The organism is Roseococcus sp., from assembly GCF_965227005.1.
GTDB lineage: Bacteria > Pseudomonadota > Alphaproteobacteria > Acetobacterales > Acetobacteraceae > Roseococcus.
In genome coordinates this window covers 144,632-160,683 of record NZ_CBDDFJ010000021.1, presented here as the reverse complement: position 1 = coordinate 160,683, position 16,052 = coordinate 144,632, and the positions used below count along the sequence as shown (strand labels likewise).

At 69.6% G+C, this 16,052-nt stretch carries 17 protein-coding genes and 1 pseudogene; 9 read left to right on the top strand and 9 right to left on the bottom strand.

All coding sequences use genetic code 11. The annotated features are described in order from the left end of the window. The first annotated feature begins 21 nt into the window (after positions 1-21). Complete coding sequence (locus ACO057_RS11890) at positions 22-675, top strand: DUF1194 domain-containing protein (RefSeq protein ID WP_421991920.1); 654 nt, start codon at positions 22-24, stop codon at positions 673-675. 2 nt (positions 676-677) lie between these two features. Here the strand turns inward: ACO057_RS11890 and ACO057_RS11885 are convergent, their stop codons facing one another. The 5 genes from ACO057_RS11885 to secA all read right to left on the bottom strand — a co-directional run bounded on the left by ACO057_RS11885 (position 678) and on the right by secA (position 7,664). After that, positions 678-1,652: a Bug family tripartite tricarboxylate transporter substrate binding protein gene (locus ACO057_RS11885; protein WP_421991918.1), complete on the bottom strand. Its 975-nt coding sequence runs from the start codon at positions 1,650-1,652 to the stop codon at positions 678-680. Between the two features lie 84 nt (positions 1,653-1,736). After that, positions 1,737-2,318 (bottom strand): glutathione S-transferase family protein, encoded by a 582-nt coding sequence (locus ACO057_RS11880; protein ID WP_421991916.1) that lies wholly within the window; start codon positions 2,316-2,318, stop codon positions 1,737-1,739. After that, complete coding sequence (locus ACO057_RS11875) at positions 2,318-3,301, bottom strand: Bug family tripartite tricarboxylate transporter substrate binding protein (protein WP_421991914.1); 984 nt, start codon at positions 3,299-3,301, stop codon at positions 2,318-2,320. The genes ACO057_RS11880 and ACO057_RS11875 overlap by 1 nt, the downstream gene beginning before the upstream one ends. Positions 3,302-3,532: 231 nt before the next feature. Further along, positions 3,533-4,837, bottom strand: coding sequence for a PQQ-dependent sugar dehydrogenase (locus tag ACO057_RS11870; protein WP_421991912.1), 1,305 nt, complete (start codon positions 4,835-4,837; stop codon positions 3,533-3,535). Between the two features lie 100 nt (positions 4,838-4,937). Further along, complete coding sequence (gene secA, locus ACO057_RS11865; protein ID WP_421991910.1) at positions 4,938-7,664, bottom strand: preprotein translocase subunit SecA; 2,727 nt, start codon at positions 7,662-7,664, stop codon at positions 4,938-4,940. A gap of 194 nt (positions 7,665-7,858) precedes the next feature. Between secA and ACO057_RS11860 the strand changes: the two genes are divergently transcribed. The 8 genes from ACO057_RS11860 (at position 7,859) to ACO057_RS11825 (ending at position 14,400) form a co-directional block, all read left to right on the top strand. Next, complete coding sequence (locus ACO057_RS11860) at positions 7,859-8,839, top strand: peptidylprolyl isomerase (protein WP_421991908.1); 981 nt, start codon at positions 7,859-7,861, stop codon at positions 8,837-8,839. Next, the gene (locus tag ACO057_RS11855; RefSeq protein WP_421991906.1) at positions 8,836-9,390 is read left to right on the top strand and encodes an NADPH-dependent FMN reductase; all 555 of its coding nucleotides are present in this window, start codon (positions 8,836-8,838) and stop codon (positions 9,388-9,390) included. The genes ACO057_RS11860 and ACO057_RS11855 overlap by 4 nt, the downstream gene beginning before the upstream one ends. A 12-nt stretch (positions 9,391-9,402) precedes the next feature. After that, positions 9,403-10,632, top strand: coding sequence for a bifunctional glutamate N-acetyltransferase/amino-acid acetyltransferase ArgJ (gene argJ, locus ACO057_RS11850; RefSeq protein WP_421991904.1), 1,230 nt, complete (start codon positions 9,403-9,405; stop codon positions 10,630-10,632). A gap of 136 nt (positions 10,633-10,768) precedes the next feature. Next, on the top strand, positions 10,769-11,374 hold the full coding sequence (locus ACO057_RS11845; protein WP_421991902.1) for a TetR family transcriptional regulator: 606 nt from the start codon (positions 10,769-10,771) through the stop codon (positions 11,372-11,374). A 186-nt stretch (positions 11,375-11,560) separates the two neighbouring features. Beyond that, a complete protein-coding gene (locus ACO057_RS11840) occupies positions 11,561-11,743 on the top strand; it encodes a hypothetical protein (protein WP_421991900.1) in 183 nt (60 codons plus the stop codon). 66 nt (positions 11,744-11,809) lie between these two features. Then, entirely contained in the window at positions 11,810-12,493 is a 684-nt protein-coding gene (locus tag ACO057_RS11835) for a DUF3313 domain-containing protein (RefSeq protein ID WP_421991898.1), read from the top strand. Between the two features lie 140 nt (positions 12,494-12,633). After that, positions 12,634-13,584 (top strand): bifunctional GNAT family N-acetyltransferase/(deoxy)nucleoside triphosphate pyrophosphohydrolase, encoded by a 951-nt coding sequence (locus tag ACO057_RS11830; protein WP_421991896.1) that lies wholly within the window; start codon positions 12,634-12,636, stop codon positions 13,582-13,584. A 30-nt stretch (positions 13,585-13,614) separates the two neighbouring features. Next, entirely contained in the window at positions 13,615-14,400 is a 786-nt protein-coding gene (locus ACO057_RS11825; RefSeq protein ID WP_421991894.1) for a competence/damage-inducible protein A, read from the top strand. On the opposite strand, the gene ACO057_RS11820 is transcribed toward ACO057_RS11825, so the two are convergent. The 4 genes and pseudogenes from ACO057_RS11820 to ACO057_RS11805 form a co-directional block, all read right to left on the bottom strand. Next, positions 14,397-14,825, bottom strand: coding sequence for a hypothetical protein (locus ACO057_RS11820; protein WP_421991892.1), 429 nt, complete (start codon positions 14,823-14,825; stop codon positions 14,397-14,399). The genes ACO057_RS11825 and ACO057_RS11820 overlap by 4 nt on opposite strands. Continuing rightward, positions 14,777-15,322 carry a hypothetical protein gene (locus ACO057_RS11815; protein WP_421991890.1) on the bottom strand — a complete coding sequence of 182 codons (546 nt, stop codon included), beginning with the start codon at positions 15,320-15,322 and terminating at the stop codon, positions 14,777-14,779. The genes ACO057_RS11820 and ACO057_RS11815 overlap by 49 nt, the downstream gene beginning before the upstream one ends. 39 nt (positions 15,323-15,361) lie before the next feature. Continuing rightward, the gene (locus tag ACO057_RS11810) at positions 15,362-15,709 is read right to left on the bottom strand and encodes a M20/M25/M40 family metallo-hydrolase (RefSeq protein WP_421991888.1); all 348 of its coding nucleotides are present in this window, start codon (positions 15,707-15,709) and stop codon (positions 15,362-15,364) included. Between the two features lie 133 nt (positions 15,710-15,842). Further along, positions 15,843-16,016, bottom strand: a pseudogene (locus ACO057_RS11805) (acetylornithine deacetylase); the annotation flags it as partial. Between the last annotated feature and the right edge of the window lie 36 nt (positions 16,017-16,052).

Here is a 16,052-nt window from a genome sequence, read left to right as displayed (position 1 = left end):
GGGGTTATCCAGGACGAGGGCTTGGAAAGCCTGCGACGGCAGCCGACCATGGCGTCTATGGAATCCGTGGATCTGGCCCTCGTGCTGGCGATCGACGTCTCGGCGAGCGTCGATTACGACGAATTCGCCCTGATGGTGAACGGCCTCGGCCGTGCCTTCCTCGATCCGGACGTGATCGCCGCCGCGACTGGCGGGCCGCGCGGCGCAGTGGCCGTCTGTGCCCTCTTCTGGTCGGAGGGGCAGGACGTGGCCGTGCCCTGGCAGCGCATCGCGGGGGCCGGGGACGGCGCGCGCGTCGCCGAGGCGCTGGAGGCCGCGCCCCGCCTGCCGCGCCCTGGCGCCACCGCGCTGGGCGAGGGCCTGGTCGCCGCGCTCCGGCTGCTGGCGCAATGCCCGGCCGAGGCGACGCGGCTGGTGGTGGATGTCTCCGGCGACGGCGCCAGCAATCGCGGCCGCGCGCCGGGGCCGGTCCGCGACGTGGCGGTATCGGGCGGGGCAACGATCAACGGACTCGCGGTGCTGAACGAGGAGCCCGATCTGATGGACCATTACCGCGAGGCGGTGATCGGCGGCCCCGGCGCCTTCGTCATGGACTGCGCGGACTACGCGGATTTCGCGGAGGCCATCGGGCGCAAGCTGGTGCGGGAGATGCGCGGGACCTTCGGAACCGTCTGATCTCAATCCAGCCGTGCGCCGGCGAATTCCACGATGCCGCGCCACCGCACCAGCTCCGCCTGGATGAAATCCGCGAAACGCTCGCGCGAGACGCCGATCAGCCGCCCGCTGTCCGTTCGCGCGGCCCAGCGCTCGGCCTCCGGCTCGGCCAGGATGGTCTCGATCGTATCGGCCAGTCGGTCGACGATCGCCGTGGGCACCCCGGCCGGAAGAAAGAGGCCGGACCACACGTCCAGCACCGCATCCGGATAGCCGGCCTCGCCCACGGTCGGCACGTTCGGCAGTTGCGGGAGGCGCCGCTGCCCCGTCACCGCGAGGGGGCGGATCTGCCCGGCCTCGATCAGGGGCATGCTGGTGACGGCGTAGTCGAACATCAGGTCAATTCGCCCTGCCGCGAGGTCGGCCAGGGAGGCGGTGGTGCCGCGATAGGGCACGTGCAGGATGTCGAGGCCCGCGACCTTCTGGAACTGCGCCCCCGCCAGATGCACCCCCGATCCGACGCCGCCCGAGCCGAAGGTCAGCTTGCCCGGGTTCGCGCGGGCATAGGCCACGATGTCCGCGAGGCTGCGGAAGGGGCTGCGCGTGCTGGTGACGGCGATGTTGTTGTCGGCGAAGAGCGCATGCACGGGCGTGAAGTCGCGCACCACGTCATAGGGCGTGCTGCGATAGATCGCGGGATTGGAGCCATGGGTGCCCATGGTGCCGAAGAGCAGGGTGTAGCCATCCGGCCGGGCGCGGGCGACGGCCTCGCTGCCGATGGCGCCATTGGCGCCGGGCCGGTTCTCGATCACCACGGGCTGGCCGAGCTTTTCCGCCAGTTTCTGGGCGATGAAGCGGGCGTTGGTATCGGGCAGCCCGCCGGGGACATAGGGAACGATGACGGTGATCGGCCGGCTGGGCCAGGCCGGGGTTTGGGCCTGGGCCGCGAAGGGGGTGATGGCCGCCGCCCCGAGCAGGGTCCGCCGTTGAAGCGTCATCGCGCGATCCTCCGGGCGGTCCTTCTTCGGGCTGCCTTGGGAGGGATGCTCCCACCGGTGCCTGTCCGATGGCAAGCGCGAGGCTCAGGCCGGCAGCTGGTAGCCGGCCTTGGCCTCGATCTCGATCGTCTTTCGCACGGCATCGCGCGCCATCATGCGGTCGTGATGCGCCTCGAGGGCCGGGAAGGTGCCCGGCGGCTGCTCCAGCGAACCGCGGAAGCGCCAGAACAGTCGGAAAAGGTGGATATCGGCGATGGAATAGGACCCCACGCACCAGTCCCGCCCGGCCAGCTTCCGCTCGACGATGCGATACACGCTCACCGCGTGCTCCACGCCCTGGCGCCGGGCCGGATGCACGGTGGAGGCACAGAAGGACATCCAGGAGACGACCTGGGCCTGCGCCTCGATATCCTCCGGCAGCAGCCCCGCGGCCGGGAAGCGGCGCGCGAGGTAGAAGAGGATGCCCGCGACCTCCGTCAGCGGCCGGCCGTCGATCAGCAGCGTCGGTACCTTGCCGGCCGGGTTGATCGCCAGGAATTCCGGCGTCTGCGTCTCCTTGCGGTCGAAGGAGAGCGGGATGGTCGTGAACGCCGCGCCGGCCTCGTGCAGCGCGATATGCGCCGCCATCGAGCTGGAGCCGGGGGAGAGGTAGAGGGTCAGGGTCATCAGGCGTCCGCGCGGATGTCGTGGGCGCGAACCAGCTCGCCCCAGCGGTTGTAATCGACGGCCATCATGCGGGCCATCTCGTCGGGCGTACCGCCACCGGGCTCGTCGCCACGACTGGTGACACGGCCGCGCAGCCCGGCCTCGGCCATCACGGTGTTCAGCGCCGCGTTCAGCCGCGTCAGAACCGGAGCCGGCGTCTTGCGCGGGGCGAAGAGACCGATCCAGGAGGTGAAGGTGAAGTTCTCCAGCGCCTGCTCCTGCGCGGTCGCGATCTGCGGGAAGGCGGGGCAGCGGTTGGCGCCCGTCGCCATCAGCCCGGTCAGCGCCCGGGCGCGCAGCGCCGGCGCCACGAAGGAGACGGCATCGAACATCAGCTCGGCGCGCCCGGCGAGAAGTTCCTGCAGGGCCGCCGCCGAGCCGCGGCAGGGAATGTGCGTCATGGGCGGGCCGCTCAGCCGGTCGTGCAGCAGCTCCATGGCCAGGTGCGGCAGGCTGCCCGTGCCGGGCGAGACATAGGAGAAGGGGCGCCCCTTCCGGTCCAGGATCCAGCGTCGCAGGCCGGCGAAGTCGCTCAGACCGAGCGAGGGATGGGCGCAGAGGAGGAGCGAGGCTTTCCCGACCAGGCCGACGGGCGCCAGCTCGCGCGGGTCGATCGACATGCCCTCGATGATGTGGGGGTTGATCGCCATCGGCCCGATGCTGCCGAAGAGGAGGGTGTAGCCGTCATGCCGGGCGGACATCACCGCCTCGGTGCCGAGATTGCCGGAATCGCCGCTGCGATTGTCGATCTCGATGGGCACGCCGAGCGCGGCCTGGAGGCTGGGAACCAGCATGCGGCAGGCGACGTCGGTGCGGCCGCCCTGGGGGAAGCCCACCACCAGGGTGATGGGGCGGGTCGGATTCCACACGCCCTGCGCCAGGGCAGGTGAAGCGAGGCTCCCGGTCATGAGGGCCAGGGCCGAACGGCGCGAGATCGCGCTCATCAGGGCGGTTCCTCCCGCATCAACGGGATGTAGCGCAGACACGGGGGCAACTCCAAGGCATCGGGCGTCCGGTTTGACCGACCGATCAGGCTTCGATGTCGGAACAGCGGGGGGCCGATGCGAAGCGGAGATGCTAGGCCCTTTACCGTTTCCGAGGGATGTCATCACTGTAACAAAGCAGGGAAGAGCTTCAGGAACAACGTATTCATTAGAAGGTAATTTTGCCTTGGTTCAGGCGCCGGTCACGCGCCAGATCACGTCGCCCACGTCATCGGCCATCAGCAGCGAGCCGTCCGGCCCGAGCGTCACGCCGACCGGCCGCCCGTAGGACACCTTCTCGTCGGGCGCCAGGAATCCCGTGAGAATGTCGCGCGAGGGGCCGGAGGGCCGGCCATTCTCGAAGGGGATGAAGGCGAGCTTGTAGCCGCTGAGCTTGCTGCGATTCCACGACCCGTGCTGGCCGATTGCCATGCCCTCGGGGAAGCCCGGCAGCGTTCCGGCGGGCACCCAGCACAGGCCGAGCGAGGCGGTGTGGCCGCCCAGTGCATAGTCGGGCGTGAACGCGCTCGCGACCATGGCGGCGTCCTGCGGCACGCGGTCGTCCACCACGCGGTCCCAATAGCAATAGGGCCAGCCGTAGAAGGCACCGTCGCGGACGGAGGTGAGGTAGTCGGGCGGCGTCTCGTCGCCGAGGCCGTCCCGCTCGTTCACCACGGTCCAGAGCATCTCCGTCCGCGGTTCCCAGGCAAGGCCGACGGCATTGCGCAGCCCACCGGCGAAGACGCGGTTGATCCCCGTCTCGAGGTCGAGCTCCCAGACGGCGGCGCGGCCTTCCTCGTCGGCCATGCCGTTATCGGCGATGTTGGTGAGCGAGCCGACGCCGGCATAGAGCTTCCGGCCGTCCGGGCTGGGCAGCAGGCTGCGCGTCCAGTGGCCGCCGGGCTTGAAGTCGACGATCTTGCGGCCCGCCGCCGTGATGCGGTCCGCCCCGGCCTCATAGGGGAAGACGACCACGCCGTCCGTGTTGCCGACATAGAACCGGTCGCCGAGCAGGGCCATGCCGAAGGGCTGGTTCAGCCCTTCCATGAAGACGTCCTGCACCTCGGCGACGCCATCGCCGTCGCGGTCGCGCAGCAGGGTGATGCGGTTCGCGCTTTCGCCCACGGCCCCGGCGCGGCGCATGGTGCTGACCATCGCGTAGTCGAAGACGCTGCGCATCTCCGTGCGCGGCACGACGCGCGCCTCGGCGACCAGCACGTCGCCATTGGGCAGGACGTGGATCCAGCGGGGATGTTTCAGCCCGCGCGCGAAGGCGTTGACCTTGAGGCCGGGCGCGGCGATGGGGAGCTGGCCCTCGGCCCAGCCCTGGGCGGTCGGCATCTTGAGGGTCGGGATGGCGCCCTGGGGCTTACCGGCCGGAATGGCAGGTGTCTCGCCCCAGGCCGGGGTCGGATTTCCGTCGCGCAGGCGGCGCAGGCGCAGCGCCGTGCCGCCGACGAGAGCGACACCGCGCGCGAAGATGCTGGAAAAACTCAAGATGTCTCCTCCGCTGGCAAAAGCTTGCCCCGAAGGGACCCAGACCGGCAGGGTGACTCGTCACGCCCGATCACGCCAGACGGCATGATCGGGATGAGGTTCAGCTCCGCCCGTGGCAGTGCTTGTACTTCTTGCCGGAGCCGCAGGGGCAGGCCCCGTTGCGCGGCGTGGCGGACCAGGTCGTGGGGTCGTTGGGATCGACCTCCTCGGCCAGGAGGCGCGTCTCGCCGGCCAGCGCCACGCCGTAATCCGCGTTCGGCGCGTCGATCGGGGCATAGCTCTCGGTCGGAAGCGGATCGTGGCGCATGTCGGTGACGCGGATGGGCTCGGGCTCGGGCAGCGGCGCGTTGGGCTGCAGCTCGATGCGCAGCAGCAGGGCCGTCGTGCGCTCGCGCAAGTCCACCAGCATGTTGTTGAACAGCGCGAAGGCCTCGCGCTTGTACTCGTTCAGCGGGTCGCGCTGGCCATAGGCGCGCAGGCCGATGCCCTGGCGCAGGTGGTCGAGCGCCAGGAGGTGCTCCTTCCAGACCTGGTCGAAGATCTGCAGCAGCAGCGACTTCTCGACCATCCGCATGAAGTCCGGGCCGAGATTGGCGGCCTTGGCGGCGGCGACCTGGTCGGCGGCGGCCATGATCCGCTCGCGGATCTGGACCTCGTCGATGCCCTCCTCCTTGCCCCAGGCGATGACCGGCAGCTCGACGCCGATCATGTCCTGCGCGCGCTTCTCCAGGCCGGGGAGGTCCCACTGCTCGGGATAGGCGTTCTCGGGGATGGCCTTGTCGACCATGCCGTCGATGGTCTCCTGCCGCATCTCCTGGATGGTCTCGGAGAGGTCGCTGGATTCCATGAAGGCGCGGCGCTGCGCGTACACTTCGCGGCGCTGGTCGTTCATCACGTCGTCGTATTTCAGGAGGTTCTTGCGCGTGTCGAAGTTGCGCGCCTCCACCTTCTTCTGGGCCTTCTCCAGCGCCTTGTTGATCCAAGGGTGGATGATGGCCTCGCCTTCCTTGAGGCCGAGCTTGGTGAGCATGCCGCCCATCCGCTCGGACCCGAAGATGCGCATCAGGTCGTCTTCCAGCGAGAGGAAGAACCGGCTGCCGCCGGGGTCGCCCTGGCGGCCGGAGCGGCCGCGCAGCTGGTTGTCGATACGGCGACTCTCATGCCGCTCCGTGCCGATGACGAAGAGGCCGCCGGAGGCCTTCACGGCCGGGCGGATGGCCTCGACCTCGCGCTTGTGGCGGGCCAGGGCCGCCTGATAGTCCTCGCCGAAGCCCTCGGGCACATCGGCGCGCGCCAGCATGTCGGCATTGCCGCCGAGCTGGATGTCCGTGCCGCGGCCGGCCATGTTGGTGGCGATGGTGACCGCGCCCGGCCGGCCGGCCTGGGCGACGATGCCGGCCTCCTGCTCGTGGTAGCGCGCGTTCAGCACCTGGTGGGCGACGCCGCGCTGCGTGAGCAGGCTGGAGATCAGCTCGGACTTCTCGATGCTCGTGGTGCCGACCAGGCAGGGCTGGCCGCGCTCCTTGCACTCGCCGATGAGCTTGATGACGGCCTCGTACTTCTCCATGGCGGAGCGGTAGACCTCGTCATCCTCGTCCAGGCGCGCGACGGGCACGTTGGTCGGGATCTCGACGACTTCGAGCTTGTAGATCTCGGCGAATTCGTCGGCCTCGGTGGAGGCCGTGCCGGTCATGCCGGAGAGCTTGGGGTAGAGGCGGAAATAGTTCTGGAAGGTGATGCTGGCGAGCGTCTGGTTCTCGGGCTGGACCGTGACGTGCTCCTTGGCCTCCAGCGCCTGGTGCAGCCCGTCGGAGTAGCGGCGGCCCTCCATCATGCGGCCCGTGAACTCGTCGATGATGACGATCTTGTCGTTGCGGACGACGTATTCGACGTCGAGCTTGAACAGCACATGCGCCCGCAGCGACTGGTTCACATGGTGCACGATCGAGACGTTGTGGCTGTCATAGAGGTTGCCCTCCACCAGCACGCCCGCCTCGGTCAGCAGGCGCTCGATATCCTCGCCGCCCTTCTCCGTCATGGAGGCGGTGCGCTGCTTCTCGTCCTTGTCGAAGCGCTCCGGGTCGGTGACGAAATCGACCATCACCAGGTCCACCCGGCGATAGAGGTCCGAGGTGTCGTCGGTCGGGCCGGAGATGATGAGGGGCGTGCGCGCCTCGTCCACCAGGATGGAGTCCACCTCGTCGACGATGGCATAGGCGAAGGGCCGCTGGACCATCTCGTCCAGGCGATACTTCATGTTGTCGCGCAGATAGTCGAAGCCGTATTCGTTGTTGGTGCCGTAGGTGATGTCGCAGGCATAGGCCTCGCGGCGCTGGTCGTCGCTGAGGCCCTGGACGATGCAGCCCGTGGTCAGCCCCAGGAAGCCATAGACCTGGGCCATCCACTCGCTGTCGCGGGTGGCCAGGTAGTCGTTGACCGTGACGACATGCACGCCTTTGGCGGGCAGCGCGTTCAGATAGACGGGCAGGGTGGCGACCAGGGTCTTGCCCTCGCCGGTCTTCATCTCGGCGATCTTGCCGTCGTTGAGGACCATGCCGCCGATCATCTGCACGTCGAAATGGCGCATGCCCATGACGCGCTTGGCGGCCTCGCGCACGGTGGCGAAGGCCTCCTCGAGGATGTCGTCCAGCTCCTCGCCGGCCGCGAGGCGGCCGCGGAATTCGGCGGTCTTGCCCTTCAGCTCCTCGTCGGAGAGGGCGGCGAGCTTGGGTTCGAAGGCGGCGATGGCGGGGATGCGCGCCTCGTACCGCTTCAGCGAGCGCTGGTTCGCGGAACCGAAAAGGGCACGGGCAAGACGGGCGAACATGGGTGGTGGAACTCTCCGGGCGCCGCACACGGGGCGCGGATAGGGGGCGGGTGACAGGTAGGCGCGGCATGCCCCCCGGTCAACGTGTCTCGATATGACGGTGGGGAATTGCTGCCTGTAACCCCGCCGGAGGCCGCGGGTTGTGGGGCGCATAGGCATCCGCCATTGTTCGCCCAACGAATGGACCCTGACCCATGATCCGCACCTCCCTTGCCGCCCTGCTTCTCGCGACCGTCGCTTTTGGCGCCGGCGCGCAGACCGTGGCGCCCGTCCCGACCGCGCCGGCCCCGGCCGCCCCTCCCGCCGTCGTCGTGACCCCCGGCGAGGATCAGAATCCGGTTCTCGCTAGGGTGAACGGCGACGAGATCCGCCTCGACGAGGTGATCGCCACGGCTGCCGAGGCCATGCCGGCCGAGCTGCGCCAGGTTCCGCCGCACCTGCTGCGCTCGATGCTGCCGCCCCAGGTCTTCGCCCAGCTGGTCGACCGGGCCATCACCGATCGCGTCATGGTCCAGGCCGCCCGCGCCGCCGGCCTCGACCGCGATCCGGACGTCGTCCGCCGCCTGCGCCTCGCCGAGGAGGGCGAGCTGCGCGACCAGATGCTTCGCCGCGAGGTCCTGCCCCGCGTGACGGACGAGTCGGTCCGCGCCCGCTACGACCGCGACGCCGCCGGCCGCCCGGCGGAGGAAGAGGTCCATGCCCGCCATATCCTGGTGCCCAACGAGGCCGATGCGCGGGCCATCCTCGCCGAGATCCAGCGCGGCGCGAGCTTCGAGGAGGTGGCACGCCGCCGCTCGACCGACCCCGCCGCCCGCAACGGCGGCGACCTCGGCTTCTTCCGCCGGGGCGACATGGTGCCGGAATTCGCCAACGCCGCCTTCGGCCTGCAGGCGGGCCAGCTGGCCCCGAATCCGGTCCACACCCAGTTCGGCTGGCATGTGATCAAGGTGGAGGAGCGCCGCAGCTCGGCCGGCCCGAGCTTCGAGGACAGCAAGGACACGCTGCGCCAGACCATGATCGAGGAGGAGGTCCAGGCCGCCGTCCAGCGCCTGCGCGCCGGCGCGCGGATCGAGCGGCTCGACGCGCCGCCGCCCCCGCCCGCCCCGGTCGGCGTCCAGGCCGAGCCCCCCGCGCCCGCCACGCCGCCCGCCGGCCGGGCTCAGCCCCGGCGGTGAAGGTCCTCGCCATCTGCGGCAGCCTCCGGAAGGGCAGCTACAACCGCAGCCTCCTGCGCGCCGCCGCGGGCGCCGCGCCGGCCGGCATGGAGGTCGAGATCGTCGGGATCGAGGGCATCCCCGTCTTCAGCGAGGACCTGGAGAAGGAGGGCATGCCCGAGGCCGTGGCCGCGCTCCGCCTCAAGGGCAAGGCGGCGGACGGGATCCTCTTCGGCTGCCCCGAATATAATTACGGCATCGCCGGGCCGCTGAAGAACGCCGTCGACTGGCTCTCGCGGGCGCATGGGGAACCCAAGACGCCCTTCGTCGGCCGGCCGGTCGCCATGATGGGCGCCTCGCTGAGCATGATGGGGACCGCCCGCGCCCAGCTCCAGCTCCGCCAGACGCTGCAGGCCTGCGGCGCCCTGACGATGCCCACGCCCGAGGTCTATGTGATGCGCGCGCAGGACAAGTTCGACGCCGAGGGCCAGCTGACCGACAAGCCGACGCATGACGCGGTGGCCCGGCTGATGACCGCCTTCGACGCCTGGATCGCCAAGCTTAAAGGCTGAGAGAAACTCCATATGAGCATTCCCGTTTCCCCCCTGGCCCTTCCTTTGCCGGAGATGCCGCCGATCGCCGGCGTCGCCTGCGCGAGCCATGCCGCGGGCATCCGATACAAGACGCGCGACGACCTCACGGTCTTCCGCTTCGTTCCCGGCACGACGGTCGCGGGCGTGTTCACGCGCAACCTGTGCCCCGGCGCCCCGGTGGACTGGTGCCGCGCCGCGCTCAAGGGCGGCAAGGCCCAGGCGCTGGTGGTGAATGCCGGCAATGCCAATGTCTTCACCGGCCGCGCCGGCCGCGAGGCCTGCGAGCGCACGGCCGCCGAGACGGCGAAGCTGCTGGGCTGCAAGCCGAAGGAGGTCTTCATCGCCTCCACGGGCGTGATCGGCGAGCGCCTGCCGACGGACGTGCTGGTGGGCGCGCTTCCCGCCGCCCTCGCCAAGCTCGACGCGGATGCCTGGGCCTCGGCCGCCAGCTCGATCATGACCACCGACACCTTCCCCAAGGGCGCGACGCGCACGGCGAAGATCGGCGAGGCGACGGTCACCATCTGCGGCATCGCCAAGGGCAGCGGCATGATCGCGCCCGATATGGCGACCATGCTCTCCTTCGTCGCGACCGATGCGAAGATCCCCGCCGCGGCCCTGCAGAAGCTGCTGTCCAAGGGCACGGCCAAGAGCTTCAACTGCGTCACGGTGGACAGCGACACCTCCACCTCCGACACGCTGCTGCTCTTCGCCACGGGCCAGGTGAAGCATCCGCGCGTGCCGGCCGAGGGCGGCGCGATCCTGAAGGACTTCGCCCGCGCTTTGGGCGAGGTGCTACATGAGCTCGCGCTGATGGTCGCGCGCGACGGCGAGGGTGCGCAGAAGCTCATCACCATCGACGTGACCGGCGCGGTCAGCGCGAAGTCGGCCTATCGGATCGCCATGGCGGTCGCGAATTCGCCGCTGGTGAAGACTGCCATCGCCGGCGAGGACGCCAATTGGGGCCGCATCGTCATGGCCGTCGGCAAGGCGGGCGAGCCGGCCGATCGCGACAAGCTGTCCATCGCCGTGGGCGGCACCTGGATGGCGCGCGAGGGCGGCGTGATCCCGGGCTACGACGAAACCCCCGTCGTCGCGCATATGAAGGGGCGTGAGGTGGAGATCACCGTCGATATCGGCCTGGGCACCGGCAAGGCCCGCGTCTGGACCTGCGACCTCACGCATGGGTACATCGACATCAACGGGTCGTATCGATCCTAGCGACGCAAGACTGGCCGACGCAGGTCCGCCGTCGCCCAAAAGCGGACCGGCGGGACTGTTTTTGCCGCCATTCCAGGACTATCTAGGCAGCTTCGGTGCGTCGGCGTGATGGGCGCATCCCTCGCCGAGAGATGTCATGGAAAACAGTGCCCGCTCCGAAAGAACGCGCAACGCCGCCATCCAGGCGGCGCTGACCATCATCGCGCGTGATGGCCCGGGGCGCCTCACCCTCGACGCGATCGCGCGCGAGGGCGGGCTGAGCAAGGGTGCCCTCATGCATCAGTTCCGCACCAAGGAGGCGGTGCTGAAGGCGCTGCTCGAATACCAGAACGACTACCTCGAGAAGTTCTCCGAGCATTATCTCGCGACGACCGGCGTCGGAAAATCGGAACCGCAGCTCTCGGCGCAGATCGAGACCATGCGCGAGGCCACCACCAATCCCATCACCGTGGCCTCGGCCTTCCTCGGCGTGGTCGCCGAGGATCCGGCCCTCTTTGCCAAGGTTCGCGAGATCGACGCGCAAAAGGTCGAGCTGCTGAAGGCCGAAGCTGCCGATCCGGATCTCGCGACATTGCGCTGGGCCGCCGCGCGCGGCTTGGCCGTGACCGCGATGCTCGGCTTTTGCCCGTTGTCGGAGGAGGTGCGGACGCGCCTCTTCGATCGCCTGCTGGACAGCGAGCGATGGCCGGCTCCCGCGAAGGCCGGGAAGACGGTTTCGGATCGAAAGCGCGCCAAAGGGTGAAGGCGCCTTCGGCGCATGGATAAAAATAAACCGACTAGACGGTTTGTAAATACCCTAACATCTGGCTAGATGCCCCCGGCGCATGGAGCGTCGGGGGTTGGACATGGCGTCGCTCACTCCAGCATCGGCGCTGGACCACGGCATCGGCGGCACCGGGGCACGGCTGAACCGGCCGCGTGGGGCCCCGTGCTGAACGCCGCGACGTTCGGCGCGCGGTGCCGCGACGCAGCGCCTGCGGCACTGGCGTTCCGTGGCGGCTTCCGGGCCGGCCTCTGGATCGCGGTGCTGCTGGTGCTGCTCGCCGGTCCGCCGCTCTGCGCCCTCATCCTGACCATCCCGCTCACGGATCTGCCGGACGCCCCGTCGTGACTGCGGCGCTGGGGCGCCGCGGCCGGCCGAGCGCCTTTTACGAACTCATGAACAACGGAGACTGAAATGCATCGCTCGATCAAAGTCCGTGCCTTGCCCACCCTCGCCTTCGGCGCGGCGCTCACCGCCGTCTGCGCGGGACTCACCGCCTGCGGCACGGCGGAACCCGTCGCCTATTCCGCCATCGCGTCCTCGGCGCAGCTGGCGCCGAACACCCAGGGCGATGCCGCGCGCATTCCCTTCCGCTATTCCGCCGCATCGGATCTGCGGAGCTACAATCGCGCCATCATCGAGCCCGTGGCGATCTATCGCGGCCCCGACCATCAGTTCGGCGACCTCTCGGAGAGCGACAAGGCCGCGCTCGCCGCCTACATGCAGGCGCAATTCGCGGAGCGGCTGAGAACGCGCTTCGCGATCGCGAGCGATCCCGCGCCGAACACGCTGCGCGTGCGCCTGACCTTGACCGGCGCGGCCACCAGCACGCCGGTTCTCGCCCCGCTGTCGCGCGTCGACCTGGCGGGCGGCATCTACAACGGCGTGCAGAGTCTGCGCGGCGGCGAGGGAACGCTGACCGGCGCCGTGATCTATGCCGTCGAGATCTACGACGCGCCGAGCAATCGTCTCCTCCGGGCCTTCGTCTCGAAGCAGTATCCGAATGCGTTGAACATCATGGCCAGCATGGGCAGCCTCGCCGCCGCCCGGGCCGGGATCGAGAAGGGCGCCGATGCCCTCATCGCCCAACTGCGCTGAGCGGTCCGGTCGCTCCGGGTTACCCGGTGGGGCGCCGTGGAGTATCCTCGATTCGCGAGTGGAGCTCGAAGGGACCGCAGCAGCAGGCGGTGCGATCCCGGGCTGCGACCGCGCTCTCGTGCAAGGGTACATCGACATCCATGGCCGTCACCGCAGCTGATCTTCCCATCGCCACGGCGCGGCTGGTGCTGCGCCGGCTGGTGCCGGGAGATGCGCCCGCCGTCACGCGGCTGGTGAACGACTACTCGGTCGCGGGCAATCTGGCCCGCGTGCCCTTTCCCTATCGCGAGGAGCTCGCGCTCGACTGGATCGGCTCGGCGGGGGAGCAGATCGATTCGGGCGATGCCTATCACCTCGCGATCACGCGGGAGGGCGCGCTGGTCGGCTGCATCGGCCTCACGCTGAAGCGCAACGCCCTGCCCGAGATCGGCTATTGGATCGGCCGCAAGTTCTGGGGCGAGCGCCTCGCGCGCGAGGCGGCCCAGGCCCTGCTGGACTGGGCGGAGCGGAAGCTCGGCCTCACCGAGATCGAGGCCAGCGCGCTGACCGATAATATCGCCTCCCAGGCCGTGCTGCGGCATTTGGGCTTCGTCGAGACGGGGCCGGGCTCGCAGCAATTCCTCTCGCGCAACCGCCACATGCCGGTGGTGATGTTCCGCCGCGTCGCAGGCCCGCCGCCGCCGCCCGCGCCCAAGCCCATCCTGCTCGTCGTCGCCTGCGCGCTGGTCGATCCGGAGGGACGCATCCTTCTGGCGCAGCGTCCGGAGGGAAAGAGCCTTGCCGGGCTGTGGGAATTCCCCGGCGGCAAGCTCGACGAAGGCGAGACGCCCGAGGCCGCGCTGATCCGCGAATTGCGCGAGGAACTCGGCATCGAGACGCGCGAATCCTGCCTCTCGCCGCTCTTCTTCGCGAGCCATTCCTACGAGAAGTTCCATCTGCTCATGCCGCTGTTCATCTGCCGCAAGTGGGAGGGGCGCGTGGTCTCGGCCGAGGGGCAGGCGCTGGCCTGGGTGCGGCCCGACAAGCTCGCCGACTACCCCATGCCGCCGGCGGACGTGCCGCTGGTCGCGCTGCTGCGCGACTTCCTGTAGCCTGACGCCGATCGCGCAAGAGAGATGGCCATGAATCCCACCGCCTGCCTGCTCATCATCGGCAACGAGGTGCTCTCGGGCCGCACGCGCGACGCCAATCTGCAATTCCTCGCGACCCGCCTCGGCGAGATGGGCATCCCGCTGCGCGAGGTGCGCGTCATTCCCGACGTGACCGAGACCATCGTGGACACGGTCAATGAGGTCCGCGCGAAATACGACCATGTCTTCACCACGGGCGGCATCGGCCCGACGCATGACGACATCACCAGCGAATGCGTCGCCCTGGCCTTCGGCGTGCCATGGACCGTGCATGAGGAATCCCGCGCGAAGATGGCTGCCGACTACGCCCGCCGCGACCCGCCGGTCGAGATGAACGCCGCGCGGCTGCGCATGGCGACGCTGCCGCTGGGCGCCGTGCCCATCGTCTGCCCCATGACCAGCGCGCCGGGCTTCTCGATGGGCAATGTGCATGTGATGGCCGGCGTGCCGCGCATCATGCAGGCCATGTTCGACGCGCTGGCGCCGTCGCTCACGCGCGGCGTGCCGGTGGTGTCGCGCGCCGTGCACGCGATCGGCGTCTTCGAGGGCAATATCGCCGAGGGGCTGGAGGCGGTGCAGAAGCGCTACCCCGATCTGGATATCGGCAGCTACCCCTTCTATCGGCAGAACACGGGCGCGGCGGGCTTTCCCGGCGGCGGGGTGTCGCTGGTGTCGAAGGGCGTGTCGCTCACGGACGTCGAGGCCGCGACGGCGGAGATCACGGCGATGCTGGTCGCCATGGGCGCCTCGCCGATCCAGGGCGAGCCGCCCGTCTAAACCGGATCGAGCCTCGCCAGGCGGACCGCCGTCTGGCCTGGCTGCGACAGCAGCATCGGCATCACCAGCAGGCAATCCGCGTGCGGCGTGCGGACCTGTGCCTCGCCATCCATCGCCAGGAGCGTGCCCGCCTTCGGGATCACCGCGCCGCCGCGCCAGGCCTGCACGAAAGCGAAATCCACGCTGCGGGCCGTGACGCGATGCGTCACCTGGGCGAAGCGGGGCGCGGGCACGGGCGGCGCCACGCCCGGCGTCACGCCGGTGAGCATCAGGAGCCGTCGCGCGGTCTGCTCCATGCGCGTCACGGTCTCGGGTTCCCAATGCCAGCCGGCTTCCATGAGCAGCGCCCTGGCGCCGCGTTGGGCGGCATAGTCGATCAGCCGTGGGCCGGCCTCATGCCCCGCATCGGCGATGACCATCGGCACCACCCGCCGAGGCAGGCGGCAAGCGGTGCGGAGGCGCTGCCCTCGCCCATCAGGAAGAGCGGGTCGGCGGGCCAGAGCATCGAATGCAGGTCCAGCACCACATCGGCCGAATCGATGATCGGGCGCAGCGCGCGCGCGCGGCGCAGCTCGCTGGAGCGGCGCGGGCCCTCGAGCACGGCGGGATCCCAGACGCGGTTCAGATCCTCTTCCAGGAAGCGCGAGGCGGTGGGGTCCTCCGGCTCGAAGCGCGAGAAGGCGTCGAGATTGGCGAAGACCAGGGTGAGTCGCCCGCGCGTGGGCCGCAGTCCCTCGCGCAGCAGCCGGTCCAGCAGGATGGCGCCGGCGATCTCATTGCCATGCGTCAGCGCGACGAGGCAGGCATGGGAACCGGGCAGGCCGCTGTCGAAGCTCCAGACGCCGGGCAGGACATTGCCCGCGCGCCAGCGGGTGAGATCCGGTGCGGGCGAGCCGCATGGTGGGCCAGACGGTGCCCGCATCGCGCAGCAGGGCGTCCAGCGAGGGCGGCAGCCGCAGCCTCATCCCGCGCCTCGTCCCCCGTCGCGTTCCTGGTTCTCGATGAGGCGCGCGAGAAAGTCGCAGCAGGCCTCGATCTGGGAGAGGGCGATCCATTCCTCGGGCTGATGCGCCTGGGCGATATGGCCGGGGCCGCAGACGATCGAAGGGATGCCGGCGCGCTGGTAGAAGCCCGCCTCCGTGCCGTAGCTGACGACGCCGAAGGAGTTGCTGCCCGAGGCGCGCTGCGTCAGCTCCAGCAGCGGATTCGCGGGATCGAGCGCCAAAGCGGGCGCGACGGTGCGCGGCGAGACGGTCATCGCGCTGTCCGGATGCACGGCGCGCAGCTCCGGCAGGATCGCGGTTTCCACATGCGCCACGAATCGCGCGAGGAGATCTCATCGGCCAGATCGCCGGGCACGCTGCGGACCTCGAAGGAGAATTCCGCGCGCGCGCGGGCACGATGTTCAACACGCTGCCGCTGCGGAAGGTGCCGGCATGCACGGTGGTATAGGCCGGGATGAAGCCCTCGACCCGGCGGCCTTGCGTGGCGAAGCGGCGCGCCTCGGCCTTCAGCCAGGCCACGGCCTCGGCGGCGGCCATCAGCGCATTGGCCGTCTCGTCCGCGCGCGAGGAATGGCCCGAGAGGCCGGTGATCGCGACGTCCCCAACTCGCATAGCCCTTATGGGCGATGATGGGCTCCATGCCGCTCG

Bases quoted from the DNA above. Each gene is read 5' to 3' on its own strand.
- ACO057_RS11885 (WP_421991918.1), bottom strand. From the start codon at position 1,652: ATGACGCTTCAACGGCGGACCCTGCTCGGGGCGGCGGCCATCACCCCC.
- ACO057_RS11880 (WP_421991916.1), bottom strand. From the start codon at position 2,318: ATGACCCTGACCCTCTACCTCTCCCCCGGCTCCAGCTCGATGGCGGCG.
- ACO057_RS11875 (WP_421991914.1), bottom strand. From the start codon at position 3,301: ATGAGCGCGATCTCGCGCCGTTCGGCCCTGGCCCTCATGACCGGGAGC.
- secA (WP_421991910.1), bottom strand. From the start codon at position 7,664: ATGTTCGCCCGTCTTGCCCGTGCCCTTTTCGGTTCCGCGAACCAGCGC.
- ACO057_RS11860 (WP_421991908.1), top strand. From the start codon at position 7,859: ATGATCCGCACCTCCCTTGCCGCCCTGCTTCTCGCGACCGTCGCTTTT.
- argJ (WP_421991904.1), top strand. From the start codon at position 9,403: ATGAGCATTCCCGTTTCCCCCCTGGCCCTTCCTTTGCCGGAGATGCCG.
- ACO057_RS11845 (WP_421991902.1), top strand. From the start codon at position 10,769: ATGGAAAACAGTGCCCGCTCCGAAAGAACGCGCAACGCCGCCATCCAG.
- ACO057_RS11835 (WP_421991898.1), top strand. From the start codon at position 11,810: ATGCATCGCTCGATCAAAGTCCGTGCCTTGCCCACCCTCGCCTTCGGC.
- ACO057_RS11830 (WP_421991896.1), top strand. From the start codon at position 12,634: ATGGCCGTCACCGCAGCTGATCTTCCCATCGCCACGGCGCGGCTGGTG.
- ACO057_RS11825 (WP_421991894.1), top strand. From the start codon at position 13,615: ATGAATCCCACCGCCTGCCTGCTCATCATCGGCAACGAGGTGCTCTCG.
- ACO057_RS11815 (WP_421991890.1), bottom strand. From the start codon at position 15,322: ATGCGGGCACCGTCTGGCCCACCATGCGGCTCGCCCGCACCGGATCTC.